The 17,919-nt window shown below is 72.7% G+C and carries 17 protein-coding genes and 1 pseudogene; 11 read left to right on the top strand and 7 right to left on the bottom strand.

Annotated features, from left to right (window positions below; translation table 11 throughout):
• Positions 1–269: 269 nt before the first annotated feature.
• Positions 270–1,217, bottom strand: a complete 948-nt coding sequence (gene murQ / locus VKK44_RS03905) for an N-acetylmuramic acid 6-phosphate etherase (protein ID WP_343445471.1) — start codon at positions 1,215–1,217, stop codon at positions 270–272.
• A complete protein-coding gene (locus VKK44_RS03900; RefSeq protein WP_343445470.1) occupies positions 1,214–2,128 on the bottom strand; it encodes a MurR/RpiR family transcriptional regulator in 915 nt (304 codons plus the stop codon). Before VKK44_RS03900 ends, murQ begins: the two co-directional genes overlap by 4 nt.
• A 252-nt stretch (positions 2,129–2,380) precedes the next feature.
• Here VKK44_RS03900 and VKK44_RS03895 point away from each other — a divergent pair, with 252 nt between their 5' ends.
• Positions 2,381–3,070, top strand: a complete 690-nt coding sequence (locus tag VKK44_RS03895) for an SDR family NAD(P)-dependent oxidoreductase (protein ID WP_343445469.1) — start codon at positions 2,381–2,383, stop codon at positions 3,068–3,070.
• Here the strand turns inward: VKK44_RS03895 and VKK44_RS03890 are convergent.
• Complete coding sequence (locus VKK44_RS03890; protein ID WP_458351600.1) at positions 3,055–3,888, bottom strand: dTMP kinase; 834 nt, start codon at positions 3,886–3,888, stop codon at positions 3,055–3,057. The two genes, VKK44_RS03895 and VKK44_RS03890, sit on opposite strands and share 16 nt — an antisense overlap.
• Positions 3,889–3,979: 91 nt before the next feature.
• Between VKK44_RS03890 and VKK44_RS03885 the strand changes: the two genes are divergently transcribed.
• From VKK44_RS03885 to VKK44_RS03865, 5 genes and pseudogenes are all read left to right on the top strand, one after another.
• Positions 3,980–4,561, top strand: coding sequence for a nucleotidyltransferase family protein (locus tag VKK44_RS03885; protein WP_343445466.1), 582 nt, complete (start codon positions 3,980–3,982; stop codon positions 4,559–4,561).
• 56 nt (positions 4,562–4,617) lie between these two features.
• Complete coding sequence (locus VKK44_RS03880; RefSeq protein WP_343447650.1) at positions 4,618–4,827, top strand: hypothetical protein; 210 nt, start codon at positions 4,618–4,620, stop codon at positions 4,825–4,827.
• Between the two features lie 10 nt (positions 4,828–4,837).
• A pseudogene (locus VKK44_RS03875) lies at positions 4,838–5,615 on the top strand (metallophosphoesterase family protein).
• Positions 5,606–5,752, top strand: a complete 147-nt coding sequence (locus VKK44_RS03870; protein WP_013288160.1) for a GPGG-motif small membrane protein — start codon at positions 5,606–5,608, stop codon at positions 5,750–5,752. Before VKK44_RS03875 ends, VKK44_RS03870 begins: the two are co-directional and overlap by 10 nt.
• Positions 5,753–5,896: 144 nt before the next feature.
• Positions 5,897–6,394, top strand: a complete 498-nt coding sequence (locus VKK44_RS03865; RefSeq protein WP_343445465.1) for a TspO/MBR family protein — start codon at positions 5,897–5,899, stop codon at positions 6,392–6,394.
• Positions 6,395–6,436: 42 nt separating this feature from the next.
• Here VKK44_RS03865 and VKK44_RS03860 read toward each other — a convergent pair whose 3' ends face one another.
• Positions 6,437–7,213 (bottom strand): peptidoglycan DD-metalloendopeptidase family protein, encoded by a 777-nt coding sequence (locus VKK44_RS03860; protein ID WP_343445464.1) that lies wholly within the window; start codon positions 7,211–7,213, stop codon positions 6,437–6,439.
• Between the two features lie 238 nt (positions 7,214–7,451).
• On the opposite strand from VKK44_RS03860, the gene VKK44_RS03855 reads away from it, so the two are divergent.
• The 5 genes from VKK44_RS03855 (at position 7,452) to VKK44_RS03835 (ending at position 13,698) form a co-directional block, all read left to right on the top strand.
• The gene (locus VKK44_RS03855) at positions 7,452–8,792 is read left to right on the top strand and encodes an ABC transporter substrate-binding protein (RefSeq protein WP_343445463.1); all 1,341 of its coding nucleotides are present in this window, start codon (positions 7,452–7,454) and stop codon (positions 8,790–8,792) included.
• Positions 8,793–8,865: 73 nt separating this feature from the next.
• Entirely contained in the window at positions 8,866–9,915 is a 1,050-nt protein-coding gene (locus tag VKK44_RS03850) for a carbohydrate ABC transporter permease (protein WP_343445461.1), read from the top strand.
• A gap of 1 nt (position 9,916) precedes the next feature.
• The gene (locus tag VKK44_RS03845; RefSeq protein WP_343445460.1) at positions 9,917–10,876 is read left to right on the top strand and encodes a carbohydrate ABC transporter permease; all 960 of its coding nucleotides are present in this window, start codon (positions 9,917–9,919) and stop codon (positions 10,874–10,876) included.
• Between the two features lie 67 nt (positions 10,877–10,943).
• Positions 10,944–12,014 (top strand): LacI family DNA-binding transcriptional regulator, encoded by a 1,071-nt coding sequence (locus VKK44_RS03840; protein ID WP_343445459.1) that lies wholly within the window; start codon positions 10,944–10,946, stop codon positions 12,012–12,014.
• 40 nt (positions 12,015–12,054) lie between these two features.
• A complete protein-coding gene (locus tag VKK44_RS03835; RefSeq protein WP_343447648.1) occupies positions 12,055–13,698 on the top strand; it encodes a glycoside hydrolase family 13 protein in 1,644 nt (547 codons plus the stop codon).
• A gap of 56 nt (positions 13,699–13,754) precedes the next feature.
• On the opposite strand, the gene VKK44_RS03830 is transcribed toward VKK44_RS03835, so the two are convergent.
• From VKK44_RS03830 to xylA, 3 genes are all read right to left on the bottom strand, one after another.
• Positions 13,755–15,185, bottom strand: coding sequence for an MFS transporter (locus VKK44_RS03830; protein ID WP_343445458.1), 1,431 nt, complete (start codon positions 15,183–15,185; stop codon positions 13,755–13,757).
• 107 nt (positions 15,186–15,292) lie between these two features.
• Complete coding sequence (gene xylB / locus VKK44_RS03825) at positions 15,293–16,720, bottom strand: xylulokinase (RefSeq protein WP_343445457.1); 1,428 nt, start codon at positions 16,718–16,720, stop codon at positions 15,293–15,295.
• A gap of 11 nt (positions 16,721–16,731) precedes the next feature.
• Entirely contained in the window at positions 16,732–17,919 is a 1,188-nt protein-coding gene (gene xylA / locus VKK44_RS03820; RefSeq protein WP_343445456.1) for a xylose isomerase, read from the bottom strand.

Genomic DNA, 17,919 nt, shown 5'->3' with positions numbered 1-17,919 from the left:
TGGTGAGCGGGGTCCGGAGCAGCGGAATCACCGTCCGCCCATGGAATGGCACCATTGCCTGTTCCATGAACACAGCGAGCCGCGTCACCGCCGCATTGGGATCCTGGTCACTGCGTGATACGCGCCCGTGGACCGGTCGGTTCAGCCACGGGAAGGATTACCCTCCGCCTCGTTGAACAATCCGTAGCGGGAGAGCCGTCCCCTCCCGCCCCGTGATACGCGTCGCACCCGCCGGGCGGATGCGCCCGGCGGGTGGGAATCGGGTGGGTTCAGGAGGCGAGCAGGGCCAGGGCGCCGCGGACCTGGTCGGCGGCGCGGGCCAGGGCGGCCCGGGCGGCCGGCACCTCGGCGCCGGAGACCAGCGAGACGAGGGCGGTCTTGAGGTCGCCGTCGGCCTCCCGCAGCGCGACGGCGCAGACCTCCTCGGCGCAGCCGGTGGCCTCCATCAGGATCGAGATCATCCGGCCGCGCAGCTTGGCGTTGGTGGCCACCATGTCGATCATCAGGTTCGAGTAGACCCGGCCGAGACGCACCATCACGGCCGTGGAGAACGTGTTGAGCACCAGCTTCTGCGCGGTGCCGGCCTTCATCCGGGTCGACCCGGTGACCACCTCGGGTCCGGTGTCCACCCCGATGAACACGTCCACCGACGTGGCGGCCTCGGCCTCCGGATTCGCGCAGAGCAGCACCGTCCCGGCGCCGGAGGACCGGGACGCGGCGAGCGCACCGAGGACGTACGGGGTGCGCCCGCTGGCCGCCAGACCGACCACCAGGTCCCCGGCGCGCACACACTCGGCGGCCTCGGCGGCGCCGCCGCGCTCGTCGTCCTCGGCGTCCTCGACGGCCCGCCACATGGCCTCCGGACCGCCCGCCAGGTGGGCGCAGAACCAGTGCCGCGGCGAGTTGAACGTGGGGGCCAGTTCGGCCGCGTCCAGCACGCCCAGGCGGCCGGAGGTGCCGGCGCCGAAGTAGTGCACCCGGCGTCCGCCGCGCAGCGCGGCCACGGCCAGGTCGACGGTCTCGGCGATCTCGTCCAGGACGGCGGCCACCGCGGCCGGGACCCGACGGTCCGCCTCGTTGATCACGGTGAGCACGTCCCGGGTCGACATCAGGTCGAGGTCGACGCTCTGCGGGTTACGCCGTTCGGTCGGCGCGCCGACCCGCACCACCGGACGCGCCGCGGTCACCTCGTCCCGCTCCACCCGGCCCGCCGTCATGCCCGCCTCCGCCCGGGACCCACCCGACGCGACTGGACCGCCTCGGCGGTGGCCTCGAGGGCCTTCTTGGTGCGGGCCCGGCTCCGGGCGGCCACCCCGACGAAGAGGCAGTCGACCACGGTGAGCTGGGCCAGCCGGCTGGCCGTCGCGCCGGACCGGTAGGTCGTCTCCCGGGCGGCGGTGGTGAGCACGTGGTCGGCGACCTCGGTGATCGGTGAGCGGGGGAAGTTGGTGAGCGCCACGGTGGTGGCGCCGCGCGCCCGGGCCTGCTCCAGGACCTCGATCACGTCGGACGTGGTGCCGGTGTGGGAGATGCCGACCGCGACGTCGCCGCGGCTCAGCAGCGCGGCGGAGGTGAGCGCGGTGTGCACGTCCGGGAAGTAGAACGCGATGCGGCCGATGCGGTGCAGCTTCTGCTGGAAGTCGGAGGCGACGAAGCCGCTGGCGCCCGCGCCGTAGACGTCGATCCGGCCGGCCGCGCCGATCGCCTCGACCACCCGCTCGCAGACCGCCGGGTCGAGCTGCTCGGCGGTTTCCTCGACGGCCCGTGCGTCGTTGAACGCGATGGTGGCGATGATCTGGGCCAGGTCGGCGCCGGGCGGGATGTCGCCGCCGACCACCCGGGCGTCCGGCGGCTCGACCCGGCGGGCGGCCTCGGCGGCGAGCCGGATCCGCAGCTGGGGGTAGCCGTCCATGCCGACCGAGCGGCAGAACCGGATCACGGTCGCCTCGGATGTCTCGGCGCCGGTGGCGAGGTCGGTGATGGTGCGCCGGGCCGCGTCCGCCGGATCGGCGACGACCAGCCGGGCCACCCGCTGCTCGGCCGGGGACAGCGACGGCAGGAGGCCGCTGATGTGGACGATCAGTCCACCGGGCTCGTGACTCGCAGAAATCTTCGGACTCTTCGCCACGGATGAAACTTACTTTCAGAGGGCGTGAGCGTCAACCATGACGCCGCGTATCGGGAAATTTACTGCCATCCGCGGCCGATCCCCGCGTCCAGGGTCCCATCACCGCAGCCCGGCCGCCTCCACGGTCCGGCCGGGTCGCGTCGCCGGCCGGCCGGATGTGCTGTCGGATATCGGCGGGTCCGCCGTCCGGCGTGCCACGGACCCCCGCCGGCCGTCGGCGACGCCTCCGGGCGCTGCGGTTAGCGTGTCCGCATGACGGATCGCACGGTGCTGGTGACCGGCGGCACGGGTGGGCTCGGCGGCGCGGTCACCGCCGCCTTCCTCCGGGCCGGCTGGCGGGTGGTCGTACCCGAACGGGAGGGCGGGGAGACGGCGCCGGAGCCGTCCGGCCCGGTCCGGGTGGTGGCGGACCTGCTCACCCCCGAGGGAGCGACGCGGGCGGTGACGGTGGCCACCGCCGAGGCCGCGGCGCCGCTGCGCGCCGTGGTCAACCTCGTCGGCGGGTACGCCAGCGGCGGGCTGGTGCACGAGACCCCGGTCGAGGAGTTCGAGCGGATGCTGCGGATCAACCTGCGCCCCACCTACCTGGTCACCCAGGCGGCGCTGCCGCACCTGGTCGCGGCCGGCGGCGGCGCGGTGGTCTGCGTGTCGGCACGGGCGGCGGTGGCGCCGTTCCCCGGCGCGGCCGGCTACGCCACCGCCAAGGCCGCGGTGCAGGCGTTCGCCAACGCGGTCGCGGTGGAGTACCGGACACGCGGCGTGCGCTGCAACACGGTGCTGCCCAGCGTCATCGACACGCCGGCCAACCGGGCCGCCCAGCCGGAGGCCGACCACCGGCGGTGGGTGCCGCCGGCCGAGATCGCCTCCGTGATCCACTTCCTGGCCGGCGAGGAGTCCGCACCGACGAGCGGCGCGAGCGTCCCGGTCTACGGGCGGGCCTGAGCCGGCACCGGACCGTCCCGTCCCGCGCCGCCGGACGGCCCGGCGTCACCGTCCCGCCGGGCGTCGTCGCCGGGCGGGGTGCCGCCGCCGGGGCGCGGGGTGCCGTCCGAGGGTGGGCCGGCCACCGCCGGCGGATCGTCCGGCAGCCACTCGCTCAGGTGCGCCCGGATCCGGCGGGACACCTCCTCCGGCGAGCCGCTGCCGTCCACCACCACGAAGCCGGCGTACTCCGGCAGCGCCCGGTAGGCCGCGTCGGCGGCGACGAGCCACCGCATGCTCTCGTGGTCGGTGCCGCGCCGCTCGATCCGCCGGTACGCCTCGGCCGGGTCCACGGTCAGCAGGATGGTGACCCGGGGCGGCGGGAAGAGCCGGTAGCCGGCCCGGGCCAGCCGTTCCCAGCGCTGCCCACCGTGCGCCCGGATGCTGGCGTACTGGCAGGCGGACCAGCGGTCCATCACCGCCATCCGGCCGGTCACCAGGCAGCTCAGCAGCGCGAGCGCGATGGCCAGCCACCGCAGGACGGACTCGACCGCGAGCAGGCCGTCGCGCCCGACGAGGCGTTGCGCGTCCGGCCGGCCGATCCGCTGGGCGAGCCGGCCGAGCCAGCGTCGACCGCCGGCGTTGCGGTGGTAGGTGGCCCGGTGGCCGGCGGCGGTCAGCGCCTCGGCGAGCCGGTGGGCCTGGGTGGTCTTGCCGGAACCGTCGATACCGATCAGGGCGACGGCGCGCAGGCGGGCCCCGCCGCGCCGCGTCCGCAGTGAGCTGGCCACCTCCCCGAGGTTATCCGACAGGTGCTCGCCACCGACATTTTGTCGCATTCCTCCCCAGGTGGATGCGGAAGGTGTGACCGGAGCGTCCGCCGGGTACGCCACTCAATCTCACCGCCCACGACGACGACGGGAGATCCAGATGGCCGAGCGCGGGGACGAGACCCTGGTGCACACGCTCAAGAAGGTCGCCGCCGTGCTCAAGCAGTCCGAGATCCCGTTCGCGCTGGGCGGCAGCTTCGCGGTGTACGCCCACGGCGGCCACTCCAGCGACCACGACGTCGACTTCCTGATCCGTGGGGCGGACGTCGACCGGGCGCTGGAGGCGCTGGTCGAGGCCGGCTTCACCGCCGAGCGCCCGCCGGAGGACTGGCTGGTCAAGGTCTACGACGAGGACCGGATGGTGGACCTGATCCACCGGCCGATCGAGACCCCGGTGACCGAGGAGACGTTCGCCGACACCATCGTGCGGCCGGTCGACGCGATCCACATGCCGGTGCTCTCGGCCAGTCAGCTCATGGTGCACAAGCTGCTGAGCTTCTCCCAGCACTACTGCGACTTCGCCCGCGCCCTGCCGCTCGCCCGCTCGCTGCGGGAACAGATCGACTGGGACCGGGTACGCAAGGAAACGCAGCACTCGCCGTACGCGGAGGCGTTCCTGGTGCTGCTCGACCGGCTGGACGTGCTGCCCGGCGGCGTGCCCGGCGGAAGGGAGACCCCGTGACCGGACAGCCCGGTGACGTGCCGCCCGACGAATACGTCGAGGCCGAGATCCAGAACATGCTGGCGGAGGACCCGTCCGTGGCCGAGCAGGGCATCACGGTGCTGCGCCGCGAGCGCGGGCTGGTGCTCACCGGCGAGGTGGAGAGCCCGCACCGGCGCGAGGAGATCCTGCGGCGGGTGGCCGAGCGCTTCCCGGACACGCCGGTGACCAGCGACATCGGTGTGATCCGTACGCAGGCGCCCACCCAGGTGGAGGAGCTGCCGTGAGGGAGGTTCGATCGTGATCCGGATCGCCGCCGTCGGCGACGTGCACGTGGACGAGGACGTGGTGGGCCGGTTCCGTCCGGCGCTGGAGGAGTTGCCGGACTGCGCCGACGTGCTGCTGCTCGCCGGCGACCTGACCCGGCACGGCACCGAGGCCGAGGCGCGCTGCGTGGCGCGGGAGTTCGGCGATCTCGGCGTGCCGGTGATCACCGTGCTCGGCAACCACGACCACCAGTGCGACCAGGTGCCGCAGGTGGTCAAGGTGCTGGAGGACGCCGGGATCACCGTGCTGGAGGGCACCGGCACGGTGCTGGAGTGCGCCGGTGGGCGGCTCGGCGTGGCCGGCGTGAAGGGCTTCGGCGGCGGATTCGCCGGGCGGTGCGCCAGCGACTTCGGCGAGCCGGAGATGAAGTCGTTCGTGCGCACCACCCGGGAGAGCGCCGACGCGCTGGCGTCCGCGCTGCTCGCCCTGGACTGCGACGCGCTGGTCGCGCTCACCCACTACTCCCCCGTGCCGGACACGCTCGCCGGCGAGCCGCTGGAGATCTACCCGTTCCTCGGCTGCTACCAGCTCGGGCAGGCGATCGACTCGGCGCCCACCGCGTTGGCGTTGCACGGGCACGCCCACCACGGCACCGAGCGCGGCACGACGCCGGGCGGCGTGCGTGTCCGCAACGTCGCGCACCCCGTGATCAAGCAGGCCTACAGCGTCTTCCACCTCGGGGATCAGGCCGACTGAGAGGGAGGTTTCCGGGATCGGGCACCCGGGTATCCAGCCGCCATGGAGCTGATTCTCTGGATTCTCGCAGTCGTACTCGTGGTCGCCGGAATTCTCGCCCTCTTCCGTCGGCAGATCCTCTGGGGCATCGTCCTCATCGTCGTGGGCCTGCTGGTCGGCCCGGGTGGCGTCAGCATCTTCAACACGTAACCGCTCGTCCGCACCACCCGAGACCCGCCGGGGTCGTCGGGCCCGGCGCTCTGTCCTCCCAGACCGGAGCGCCCGGACCCGACGATCCCGGCGTTTTTCCGTCCGGCGGGTTTGCCTCCTGAGGCGAGCGGCAACATCTCGACCATGGAGATGTCGCAGCGCGCCGGCCGGCGTACCGCCGGGGCCCGGAGGTGGTGGGCACTGCTCGGTTTCGGCGCCGCCACGTTCGTCGCCGCCGCCGTCGGCGGGCTGGGCGTCCGGGGCACCTCCGCCGAGTACCAGAGCCTGGAACAGCCGGCCTGGGCACCGCCGTCGTGGCTGTTCGGCCCGGTCTGGACGGTGCTCTACGCGCTCATCGCGATCGCCGGCTGGTTGGTCTGGCGCCGGGTCGGGTTCGGTCCCGCGCTCTGGGCCTGGTGCGTCCAACTGGTGCTCAACGCGATCTGGACGCCGCTCTTCTTCGGCGCCGGCCGCTACGGGTTGGCGTTCGCCGAGATCGTGCTGATGTGGCTGGCGATCGGCGTGACCGTGGCGCTGTTCCGGCGGGTGTCCCGGCCGGCGACGCTGCTGATGCTGCCGTACTGGGCGTGGGTCACGTTCGCCGCCGCCCTCAACCTCGCCATCTGGCGGCTGAACTCCTGACCGGGTGGGCGCGGGAGCTCGACGCCCCCGCGCCCGCCGGGATCAGCAGCGGGGCACGCCGGGGATGTATCCGTCGTAGCCGGTGTAGACGTACGCGTCGGAGATGAACCGGCCGGAGCCGATCCGGTCCCAGATCGAGCTGGTGCCGTACGTGCCGGTGACGCTGGTGCCGCTGGTCTGGCAGTAGATCGTCACCTTGGCCCCGTCGGCCACCGTGCCGACCGCGCTGTAGCCGGTGCCCGGACCGGAGCGGACCGTCAGGGCGGTGCCGGCGGTGTTCACCGTGCCGGCGCCGGTGTCCGCGCCGGCGCAGCCGTTGTCGCTGGTGTAGGTCTTCGTGCCCCAGTAGAGGGCCTGCGCGCCGTTGAAATTGATCTTCACGGCGCTGCCGTTCGAGCGCTGCTCGTAGTGCAGGTGCGGGCCGGTGGAGCCGCCGGTGGTGCCGACGTAGCCGATCACCCGGCCGTAGCCCACGGTCTGCCCGACCGAGACGTTGAACGCGTTGAGGTGCGCGTAGTAGGTCGTCCAGCCGCCGCCGTGGTTGATCCGGACGTACTTGCCGTAGCTCGTGTCGCCGAGGTTCGTCACCACGTCGACGGTGCCGGGCGCGCTGGCCACGACCGGGTCGCCGAGGTCGTCGGTGCGGTTGAAGTCGATCGCGTTGGCCGGGCTGTGGTTGGTGCGTGTCTGGCCGGACCAGGACTGGTTGCACGGGAACGGGACCTTGAACGTCGGCGCGGCCATCGCCGGCGCCGCCGGGATCAGGGTCGCGGCCAGGACCGCCGCGCCCGCCGCCAGACTGAGCCACCGCTTTCGCATCCACTGCCTCCTATGTTGAAAGTCTTCAATCTGATGCGGACAGCGTGGCAGAAAGTTCCGCTCGACGGAAGATATGTGGGAGCGCGCCCAGGTGGGTTGTCCGAATTTCGGGATTGTTACCGGGCCGTGTCCGGCCGGGGGTGGACCGGAACGGGATGCAAGCGCTTACATGTGTGCACGACCATCGGACCGGCGCGCTTTCGACTTCCCCCGCGCGCCGGCAAGGAAGGAGATCGGCATGGCGTTTGCCAGATCGCGCCAGGCTCTCGCGGTCACCGGCGTGCTGGGGCTGGCGCTCGGCGTCGCCGCCTGCGGGACCGGCAACGACAAGAAGAGCGACAAGGCGGGCTCGGCCGAGTGCGCCGCATACGAGAAGTACCAGGGCAACGACGGCAAGAAGGTCTCGATCTACTCCTCGATCCGGGACATCGAGGCGGACCGCCTCGACCAGTCCTGGAAGGAGTTCGAGGACTGCACCGGCATCGACATCGACCACGAGGGCTCCGGCGAGTTCGAGGCCCAGCTCCCCGTCCGGGTGGACGGCGGCAACGCCCCCGACATCGCCTTCATCCCGCAGCCGGGCCTGCTCAAGCGGTTCGTCGACTCGGGCAAGCTGAAGCCGGCCGGCGGCGACACCAAGGCCATGGCCGAGCAGAACTACTCCCCCGACTGGCTGAAGTACAGCACCGTCAACGGCCAGTTCTACGGCGCCCCGCTGGGCTCCAACGTGAAGTCCTTCGTGTGGTACTCGCCGAAGACCTTCAAGGAGAAGGGCTGGTCGGTCCCGACCACCTGGCAGGAGCTGATCGACCTCAGCGACAAGATCGCGGCGAGCGGCACCAAGCCGTGGTGCGCCGGCATCGAGTCCGGTGACGCCACCGGCTGGCCGGCCACCGACTGGATCGAGGACGTCCTGCTCCGCACCGGCGGCCCGGAGGTCTACGACAAGTGGACCACCCACGGCATCCCGTTCAACGACCCGCAGGTCGCCACCGCCGTCAACCAGGCGGGCACCATCCTGAAGAACGAGAAGTACGTCAACGGCGGCTTCGGCGGCGTGAAGAGCATCGCCACCACCTCCTTCCAGGAGGCCGGCACGCCGATCACCACCGGCAAGTGCGCGCTGCACCGCCAGGCGTCCTTCTACGCCAACCAGTGGCCGAAGGGCACCAAGGTGGCCGAGGACGGCGACGTCTTCGCGTTCTACTTCCCGGCCATCGACCCGGCCAAGGGCAAGCCGGTGCTGGGCGGCGGCGAGTTCGTCGCGGCCTTCGCCGACCGGCCCGAGGTCCAGGCGGTGCAGACCTACCTGGCCTCCGGCGAGTACGCCAACAGCCGCGCCAAGATCGGTGACTGGGTGTCCGCGAACAAGAAGCTGGACATCAACAACGTCCCGAACCCGGTGGACAAGCTCTCCGTGGGCATCCTCCAGGACCCCAAGACCGTCTTCCGTTTCGACGGCTCGGACCTGATGCCGGCCGCGGTCGGCGCCGGCACGTTCTGGAAGGGCATGGTGGCCTGGATCAACGGCAAGGACACCACCACCGTCCTGAACGACATCGAGGGCAGCTGGAAGTGATCCGCGTGGGTGGCCCGGTCCGTGTCCCGGGCCGGGCCGCCCGCGGCGCATCCGAACCCTTGAGGGAGGGTTGATGGAGTTCGACTTCGCGGCGGAACAGCCGAAGTTCCTCATGCTGATGTACGGGCTGATCGCTTTCGTCGCGGTGGTGGGCGGGCTGCTCCTGCTCCTCGACGTGGTGCCGACCTGGTTCGCCCGGCGTCGGGAGGCGCACCTGGTCGCGGCCACGGCGGGCGGGGCCCCGCTGCCCCGCCGGCACAAGCCGCGCGAAGGCGTCTTCGCGTTCTTCTTCCTGCTGCCGACGCTGCTGCTGCTGACCATCGGGCTGGTGGTCCCGGCCATCCGCACCACGCTGCTCTCGTTCATGGACTCGGGCAGCACCGACTGGGTGGGGCTGGACAACTACGCCTGGATGTTCGCCGAGGACTCGATCGTCCGGGTCCTGCTCAACACCCTGATCTGGGTGCTCCTGGTGCCGCTGGTCGCCAGCGGGTTCGGCCTGATCTACGCGGTCCTGGTGGACAAGGCCCGGTTCGAGTCGGCGGCCAAGTCGCTGATCTTCCTGCCGATGGCGATCTCGTTCGTGGGCGCCACCATCATCTGGAAGTTCATCTACGCCTACCGGGGCGACGACCAGGAGCAGATCGGGCTGCTCAACCAGATCGTGGTCAGCCTGGGCGGCGAGCCGAGGCAGTGGCTGCTGGACTCGCCGCTGAACACGTTCCTGCTCATCGTGATCATGATCTGGATCCAGGCCGGCTTCGCCATGGTGGTGCTCTCCGCGGCCATCAAGGCCATCCCGGCGGACATCATCGAGGCGGCCCGGCTGGACGGCACCAGCCCGTGGCAGATGTTCTGGCAGATCACCATGCCGAGCATCCGGCCGGCGCTGATCGTGGTGGTGGTGACGCTCTCCATCGCCACGCTCAAGGTCTTCGACATCGTCCGGACCGCGACCAACGGCAACTACGACACCAGCGTGATCGCGAACGAGATGTACAACCAGGCGTTCCGGTACGGCGAGAACGGGCAGGGCTCGGCGCTCGCGGTCTTCCTGTTCATCCTGGTCCTGCCGCTCGTGATCTACCAGATCCGCAACCTGCGTAAGCAGCGGGAGGGCTGAGATGACCACCGCCACGCCCACCGTCGGAGCCGGCGTCCAGGCCGCCGAGCCGACCACCCGGGTCGCCCGGGTCCGTAAGCGGCTGAACAGCCGCACCGCCACGCTGGTCTCGATCGTGCTCGCGCTGCTCTGGACGGTCCCGACCTTCGGCCTGTTCGTCTCCTCGTTCCGGCCCGAGAACCAGATCAAGACCACCGGCTGGTGGACGTTCTTCCGCGACCCCCAGTTCACCCTGCAGAACTACCAGGACGTGCTGTTCAGCACCGGATCGTCCGGGCAGCTCGCCAGCTACTTCATCAACTCGCTGGCGATCACCATCCCGTCGGTGCTGTTCCCGATCGCGTTCGCGTCACTGGCCGCGTACGCGCTGGCCTGGATCAACTTCAGGGGCCGGGACTGGCTCTACATCGGGATCTTCGCGTTGCAGATCGTGCCGCTCCAGATGGCCCTGGTGCCGCTGCTGCGGTTCTTCTCCACCGGCGTCACCGTCGCCGGCGTGCAGATCCTCCCCGCGTGGGACCTGGTCGACGAGCAGAAGTTCGCCCAGGTGTGGTTCGCGCACACCTGCTTCGCGCTCCCGTTCGCCGTCTACCTGCTGCACAACTTCATCTCGCAGCTCCCCGGCGACCTGATGGAGGCCGCCCGGGTCGACGGCGCCACCCACCCGAAGATCTTCCGCACCATCGTGCTGCCGCTGATCACCCCGGCGCTGGCGGCGATCGGCATCTTCCAGTTCCTCTGGGTCTGGAACGACCTGCTGGTCGCGCTGATCTTCGCCGGTGGCGGCGACGAGACCGCCCCGCTCACCGTCCGGCTCGCCGAACTGGCCGGCACCAAGGGCAACGAGTGGCAGCGGCTCACGGCCGGCGCGTTCGTGTCGATCGTGGTGCCGCTGATCGTGTTCCTGTCCCTCCAGCGCTACTTCGTGCGGGGCCTGCTCGCCGGCAGCGTCAAAGGTTGATCCACCGTCCCGCCGCCGCCGGCACGACCGACGGCGGCGGGACACCGGGTCGCAGCGGGGAGCCACGATGACCAAGATTGACGACGTCGCCCGCCTGGCCGGGGTCTCCACGGCCACCGTGTCCCGCGCGCTGCGCGGCCTGCCGACGGTGTCCGCCGCCACCCGCCGCCGGGTGCTCGCCGCCGCCGAGCAGCTCCAGTACGCGGTCTCGCCCAGCGCCTCCCGGCTGGCCGGCGGCCGGACCGGCACCGTCGCCGTGGTGGTCCCGCGGATCACCAGATGGTTCTTCGGCACCGTGGTCGAGGCGGTCGAGGACTACCTCCAGCAGAACGGCTACGACCTGCTGCTCTACAACCTGGGCGGCCGGGAGCAGACCCGCCAGCGGGTGCTGCGCACGGCCAGCCTGCACAAGCGGGTGGACGCCATCATCCTGGTCGCCACCCCGCTGCGCGCGGCCGACGTGCACGCGCTGACCAAACTCGACCTGCCCGGCGTGACGATCAGCTCCGGCAGCGGCGTACCCGGCTGGCCCTGCGTCCGGATCGACGACCTGGCCGCCGCGCGGACCGCCACCCGGCACCTGCTCGGCCTCGGGCACACCCGGATCGCGCACATCACCGGCGACCCGGACGACGAGCTGGCCTTCACCACCCACCTGGACCGGCGGCGCGGCTACCAGGAGGCGCTGCGCGCGGCCGGCCTCCGGCCCGACCCGAGCCTCGACGTCGAGTCCCGGTTCACCATCGACGGCGGCACCCGCGCCACCGCCGAACTGCTGGCCCGCGGCGAGCCGCCGACCGCCATCTTCGCCGCCTGCGACGAGATGGCGATGGGCGCGGTCACCGCGCTGCGCGACGCCGGGCTGCGGGTGCCGCAGGACGTGAGCGTGATCGGCATCGACGACCACGACCTGGCCGGCGTGCTCGGGCTGAGCACCATCGCCCAACCCGCCGCCGACCAGGGACGCCTCGCCGCCCGCATCCTGCTCGACCCGCTCGGTGCGGGCGTCACCGACCCGTACCCCGGCCTGGTGCCGGTGCCGCGCGGGGCCGCCGCCGACGGGCGGACACCGGCCTCGGTGATCCTCCCCACTCGGCTGGTCGTGCGGGACTCGACCGCGCCGCCCCGGGCACACTGAACGGACCCGTTCGTCCCGCATACACGACAGGGAGAAGGCGCTGAACACCGACGCGACGCAGCAGGCCCCGGCCACCGGCTGGTGGACCGAGGCGGTCATCTACCAGGTCTACCCGCGCTCGTTCGCCGACTCCGACGGTGACGGCGTCGGCGACCTCCCGGGCATCACCGCCCGCCTCGACCACCTCACCGAGCTGGGGGTCGACGCGGTCTGGTTGTCCCCGTTCTATCCGTCCCCGCAGGCCGACGCCGGCTACGACGTCGCCGACTACCGGGACGTCGACCCGCTCTTCGGCACACTCGCCGACGCCGACAAGCTGATCGCCGAGGCCCGGGCGCGCGGCCTGCGGGTGATCGTGGACCTGGTGCCCAACCACACGTCGTCCGCGCACCGCTGGTTCGCCGCCGCGGTGGCCGCCGCGCCGGGCAGCCCGGAACGGCAGCGTTACGTCATCCGCGACGGCAAGGGCCCGGACGGCGCCGAGCCGCCGAACGACTGGGAGAGCGTGTTCGGCGGCCCGGCCTGGACCCGGCTGCCGGACGGGCAGTGGTACCTGCACCTGTTCGACCCCGGCCAGCCGGACCTCAACTGGGACAACCCGGAGGTCCGCACGGAGTTCCTCGACGTGCTGCGCTTCTGGCTGGACCGCGGCGTCGACGGGTTCCGGGTGGACGTGGCGCACGGCCTGATCAAGCAGGCCGACCTGGCCGACTGGCAGGAGCCGCAGGAGATCCTCTCCGGCACCGAGGCGGACAAGCCCCGGCCGCCGATGTGGGACCAGGACGGCGTGCACGAGGTCTACCGGGAGTGGCGGCGGCTGCTCGACTCGTACGCCGGGGAGCGGGTCCTGGTCGCCGAGGCGTGGGTGGAGCCGGCCGAGCGGCTGGCCCGCTACGTCCGGCCGGACGAGATGCACCAGGCGTTCAACTTCGAGTACCTGGTGGCCGCCTGGACCGCTCCCGCCCAGTACGCGGTGATCACCCGCTCGTTGGAGGCCACCGACGCGGTCGGCGCGCCCACCACCTGGGTGCTGTCCAACCACGACGTGGTCCGGCACGCCTCCCGGCTCGGGCTGACCACCGGCGGCGGGCGGATGAACGGCGTCGGCGTCGACGACCCGCAGCCGGACGTGGCGCTGGGCCTGCGCCGGGCCCGCGCGGCCAGCCTGCTGATGCTGGCGCTGCCCGGCTCGGCCTACCTCTACCAGGGTGAGGAGCTGGGGCTGCCGGAGCACACCACGCTGCCCGACGAGGCCCGGCAGGACCCGACCTGGGCCCGCAGCGGGCACACCCAGCGCGGCCGGGACGGCTGCCGGGTGCCGATCCCGTGGGAGGCCGACGCCCCGTCGTACGGCTTCGGTCCGACCGACGCGAGCTGGCTGCCCCAGCCGCCGGTCTGGGCCGAGTACGCGCTGGACCGCCAGCGCGGGGTGTCCGGCTCGACGTACGAGCTGTACCGCGCCGCGCTGCGGCTGCGCCGGGAGCACGGGCTGGCCCGGGGCCCGATGCGGTTCCTCTCCTCCGGCGACGAGGTGCTCACGTTCACCAACGGCGACCTCACCGTGCTGACCAACTTCGGCACCGCGCCGGCGCCGCTGCCGGACGGGGCTTCGGTGCTCGTCTCCAGCGCCCCGCTCGACGGCTCCACGGTGCCCACCGACGTCACGGTGTGGTTCCGGGGGTAAGGAGGGGCCCCGCTTGACGCCTCCCGCATGGGCGGGGCCCCGCTTGACACTCACTGTCAGGAGGGGGCCCCGCCTTCGAGGCGGTCGGCGCGGGCGTGCAGCAGCGTGCGCACCTGCGCGATGTCGCGGGGGGACGTGCGGGCCGCCAGCCAGTACATGATCCCGGTCGGCACGAAGAAGAGCTGGAACGCGGCCAGCCCGACCGCGTAGTTCAGCGGCGGCGGGAACGCCACCCGCAGCGCGGCGAACGCCACCCCGACCAGCCCGTTGCCGGCCGCCCGCCCGACGCCGTTGACCAGGTTGCCGAGGCTGTAGACAGTGCCCCGGTGCTCGGGCGGGTTGACGTCGGCGATCAGCGCGAACCAGTTGGGCGAGTTGGCCGAGGTGAGCGCCAGCGCGACCACGGCGGTGAGCAGGCTCAGCCCGATCGTCGGTTCGGTCAGCACGCTGGACAGCACCGCCGCCACCACCGCGCCGGAACTGCCGCCGTCGGGCACGTCGATGCGCAACGGCACGAAGAACAGGACCAGGTAGAACGGCACGGCCGCGAGGACGCCCACGGCCGCGACCCGGGCCCGGCCGCTCGGCGTACGCCGTTGCAGCGCGTCGCCGACCAGCCCACCCACGATGGACAGCACGCCGCCGAGCTGGAACAGGGTGGCGAAGACGCTGCCCACCACCACGGCGGTGGCCGCCGAGTAGCCCTGCGCCTCGGCCCGCTGGCTGAACAGCACCGGCAGCCAGACCAGCGAGCCGAACGCGGCCTGCGCGGTGAGCCCCTGGAGGATCAGCCAGCGGTTGGTCCGCCGGGCCAGGATCCGGGGCAGGTCGGCGCGGCTGATCCGGTAGTCGTACTCGCCACCGGCGTCCAACGCCCCGGCCAGCTCCGGCTCGCTCTGCCCGCGCCGGATGTCGTAGGTGAACAGGTACGCCATGGTGGCGGCCAGGCCGACGCCGGTCAGCAGCAGGAACGGTCGCCGCCAGTCGGTCGCGCCGAGCAGCCCGCCGACCAGCGTGCCGGCCAGCGTGCCGACGCCCTGGGACAGGCCCCAGAAGCTCATCACCAGGCCGCGGCGGCGCGGCGAGATCAGGTCGGTGACCACGGAGAAGCCCACCGAGCCGACCGCGCCCAGCCCGACCGCGGCGACGAGCTGGGCGGCCAGGAACGTCGGGTAGTGCCCGGCCAGCGCGCTGCCGCCGGTGCCGGCCGCCCAGATCAGCGTGCCGACCATGAGCAGCGGCTTGCGGTTGGTGCGGTCGCCGACGTACGCCCAGCCCACCGCCGCCACCGCGCTGACCAGGAAGCTGACGGCGGTGACCAGGCCGAGCAGTCGCTGCGGCACGCCGAGCGCGCCGGAGATCGGCCCGTAGAGCGGGGGTACCAGGCCGATCGCCACGTTGTCCAGCGAGGCGAGCACGACGAAGACCACGACGCTGTAGAACCGGTGTGCCGCGTTCCCGCGCCGGGAGACCCTCGTGCCGCTCATGCCGGCAGCCAACCAGGCTTACGTCTCCCGCGCAGCACGACCCCCCGACGCGTCCGGTGTCAGGCGGGGCCCCCTGTTATGCGCGAGGCGTCAACAGGGGCCCTTCCTTACCCCCGGGCGTGGGCGTAGCGCTCGCGGATGGCGGGGACCGGCTCGGCGGTGTGCTCCTCGGTGTCGCCGACGGACCAGGCCGGCGGGGTGTCGCCGCCCAGCGCCACCCAGGCGGCCTGCCGGGCCGCGCCGTCCGCGACGTACTCGCCGGGCGGCGGGACCACCACCGGGCGACCGAAGACCTGCGGCGCGATCCGCCGGACCGCGGCGGATCGGGCGCCGCCGCCGACCAGGATGATCCGATCCGCGCGGGCGCCCTGCGCGAGCAGCGCGTCGAGGCCGTCGGCCAGCCCGCAGAGCAGCCCCTCGACGGCGGCCCGGGCCAGGTGCGCCGGGGTCGACGTGCCGAGCGTGAGGCCGTGCAGGCTGCCGGTGGCGTGCGGCCGGTCCGGGGTCCGCTCCCCCTCCAGGTACGGCACCAGCACCAGCCCGTCCGCGCCGGGTGGGGCGGACAGCGCCAGCTCGCCGAGCGTGTCCAGGTCGACGCCGAGCAGGGTCGCGGTGGCGTCCAGCACCCGGGCCGCGTTCAGCGTGCAGACCAGCGGCAGGAACCGGCCGGTGGCGTCCGCGAAGCCGGCGACCGCGCCGGTCGCGTCGGCGGCGGGCGTGTCGGCGACCGCGAAGACGGTGCCGGAGGTGCCGATCGACACCACCACGTCGCCGGCCCCGGCCCCGACGCCGAGCGCGGCGGCGGCGTTGTCGCCGGTGCCCGGCCCGAGCAGGACCCGACCGGCGGCACCGGACCCCGCGCCGCCGAGCGCCGCCGGGTCGAGCTGCCCGGCCGCCTCGGCCGGGCCGAGCACGACCGGCACCCGCGGTCGCCGCCCGAAGGCACGCTCCAGCAGGTCGAGCCGGTACTCGCCGGTACGCGGTGACCAGTAGCCGGTGCCGCTGGCATCGCCCCGGTCGGTGCGCAGCGCGTCCAGGCCGGGGGCCCCGGCCAGTTTCCAGGTCAGCCAGTCGTGGGGCAGGCAGACCGCGGCCACCCGGTCGGCGTTCGCCGGCTCGTGCCGGGCCAGCCAGCGCAGCTTGGTGGCGGTGAAGCTGGCCACCGGCACCGCGCCGGTCGCGTCGGCCCAGAACCGGCGACCGGTCTCCCCGTCGCCGGCCTCCTCGACCAGTTCCCGGGCGGCGTCGGCGGAGCGGGTGTCGTTCCACAGCAGCGCCGGCCGGACCACCTCGCCCGACTCGTCCAGGCAGACCATGCCGTGCTGCTGGCCGCCGACCGAGACGGCGGCCACGTCGGCCAGCCCGCCGGCCTCGGCGACGGCCGCCCGCAGCGCGTCCCACCAGGCGTACGGGTCGACCTCGGTACCGTCCGGGTGCGGCGCGCGGCCCTGCCGGACCAGCGCGCCGGTCTCCGCGTCCCGGACCACCACCTTGCAGGACTGGGTCGACGAGTCGACCCCGGCGACGAGCGGCATGGCGGCCCGCCTCAGCGCGCGCCGAGCAGGTGCTCGACGGCGAGCTGGTTGAGCCGGACGAAGCCGAAGCCCTTCGCCCCGGCGGCCTCCGGGTCGAACTCCTCGAACGCGGTCCGGTCGGCGAGCAGCTCGGCGTGGCCCTCGCCGGGGTTCAGCGTCGGCGTGGACAGCTCGGCCACCCGGCTGGCGGCGAGCGCCTCGGCCACCTCGGGGTCGGCGCGGAACGCCTTGGCCCGCTCCTTGAGCAGCAGGTAGGTGCTCATGTTCGCGGCGGCCGACGCCCACACCCCGTCGATGTCCTCGGTCCGGGAGGGCTTGTAGTCGAAGTGGCGCGGGCCGTCGTACGCCGGGCCGCCGTCCGGGCCGCCGTGCTCCAGCAGGTCGACCAGGGCGAACGCGTTGAGCAGGTCACCGTGGCCGAAGACCAGGTCCTGGTCGTACTTGATGCCGCGCTGGCCGTTGAGGTCGATGTGGAACAGCTTGCCCTGCCAGAGCGCCTGGGCGATGCCGTGGGCGAAGTTGAGCCCGGCCATCTGCTCGTGGCCGACCTCCGGGTTGAGCCCGACCATCTCCGGGCGGGCCAGGGTGGAGATGAACGCGATCGCGTGGCCGACGGTGGGCAGCAGGATGTCGCCGCGCGGCTCGTTCGGCTTCGGCTCGATGGCGAAGCGCAGGTCGTAACCGGAGTCGACGACGTACTGGCAGAGCAGGTCGACGGCCTCGCGGTAGCGGTCCAGCGCGGCGCCCACGTTCTTGGCCAGGTCGTACTCGGCGCCTTCCCGGCCGCCCCACATGACGAACGTCTTCGCGCCCAGCTCGGCGGCGAGGTCGACGTTGCGCAGCACCTTGCGCAGCGCGTACCGGCGCACGTCGCGGTCGTTGCTGGTGAAGCCGCCGTCCTTGAACACCGGGTGGGTGAAGAGGTTGGTGGTGACCATCGGCACGACCAGGCCGGTCTCGTCGAGGGCCTTGCGGAACCGGCTCAGCCGGGCGTCGCGGGTGGCCGCGTCCGCGCCGAACGGGACCAGGTCGTCGTCGTGGAACGTGATCCCGTACGCGCCCAGCTCGGCGAGTCGGTGCACCGCCTCGACGGCGTCGAGCTCGGGCCGGGTAGCCTCGCCGAACGGATCGCGGGCCGTCCAGCCCACGGTCCAGAGACCGAAGGAGAACTTGTCCGCGGGGGTGGGACGGGGTGCCAT

Origin of the sequence: Micromonospora sp. DSM 45708, from assembly GCF_039566955.1 — a bacterium.
GTDB lineage: Bacteria > Actinomycetota > Actinomycetes > Mycobacteriales > Micromonosporaceae > Micromonospora.
This window is presented reverse-complemented; position numbering and strand designations above follow the sequence as displayed.

Coding starts and splice junctions, on each gene's coding strand:
- xylB (WP_343445457.1), bottom strand. CDS start 16,720: ATGCCGCTCGTCGCCGGGGTCGACTCGTCGACCCAGTCCTGCAAGGTG.
- VKK44_RS03845 (WP_343445460.1), top strand. CDS start 9,917: ATGACCACCGCCACGCCCACCGTCGGAGCCGGCGTCCAGGCCGCCGAG.
- VKK44_RS03885 (WP_343445466.1), top strand. CDS start 3,980: ATGGCCGAGCGCGGGGACGAGACCCTGGTGCACACGCTCAAGAAGGTC.
- VKK44_RS03855 (WP_343445463.1), top strand. CDS start 7,452: ATGGCGTTTGCCAGATCGCGCCAGGCTCTCGCGGTCACCGGCGTGCTG.
- VKK44_RS03840 (WP_343445459.1), top strand. CDS start 10,944: ATGACCAAGATTGACGACGTCGCCCGCCTGGCCGGGGTCTCCACGGCC.
- VKK44_RS03865 (WP_343445465.1), top strand. CDS start 5,897: ATGGAGATGTCGCAGCGCGCCGGCCGGCGTACCGCCGGGGCCCGGAGG.
- VKK44_RS03830 (WP_343445458.1), bottom strand. CDS start 15,185: ATGAGCGGCACGAGGGTCTCCCGGCGCGGGAACGCGGCACACCGGTTC.
- VKK44_RS03890 (WP_458351600.1), bottom strand. CDS start 3,888: ATGCGACAAAATGTCGGTGGCGAGCACCTGTCGGATAACCTCGGGGAG.
- VKK44_RS03870 (WP_013288160.1), top strand. CDS start 5,606: ATGGAGCTGATTCTCTGGATTCTCGCAGTCGTACTCGTGGTCGCCGGA.
- xylA (WP_343445456.1), bottom strand. CDS start 17,919: ATGGCACCCCGTCCCACCCCCGCGGACAAGTTCTCCTTCGGTCTCTGG.
- VKK44_RS03860 (WP_343445464.1), bottom strand. CDS start 7,213: ATGCGAAAGCGGTGGCTCAGTCTGGCGGCGGGCGCGGCGGTCCTGGCC.
- VKK44_RS03880 (WP_343447650.1), top strand. CDS start 4,618: ATGCTGGCGGAGGACCCGTCCGTGGCCGAGCAGGGCATCACGGTGCTG.
- murQ (WP_343445471.1), bottom strand. CDS start 1,217: ATGACGGCGGGCCGGGTGGAGCGGGACGAGGTGACCGCGGCGCGTCCG.
- VKK44_RS03895 (WP_343445469.1), top strand. CDS start 2,381: ATGACGGATCGCACGGTGCTGGTGACCGGCGGCACGGGTGGGCTCGGC.
- VKK44_RS03850 (WP_343445461.1), top strand. CDS start 8,866: ATGGAGTTCGACTTCGCGGCGGAACAGCCGAAGTTCCTCATGCTGATG.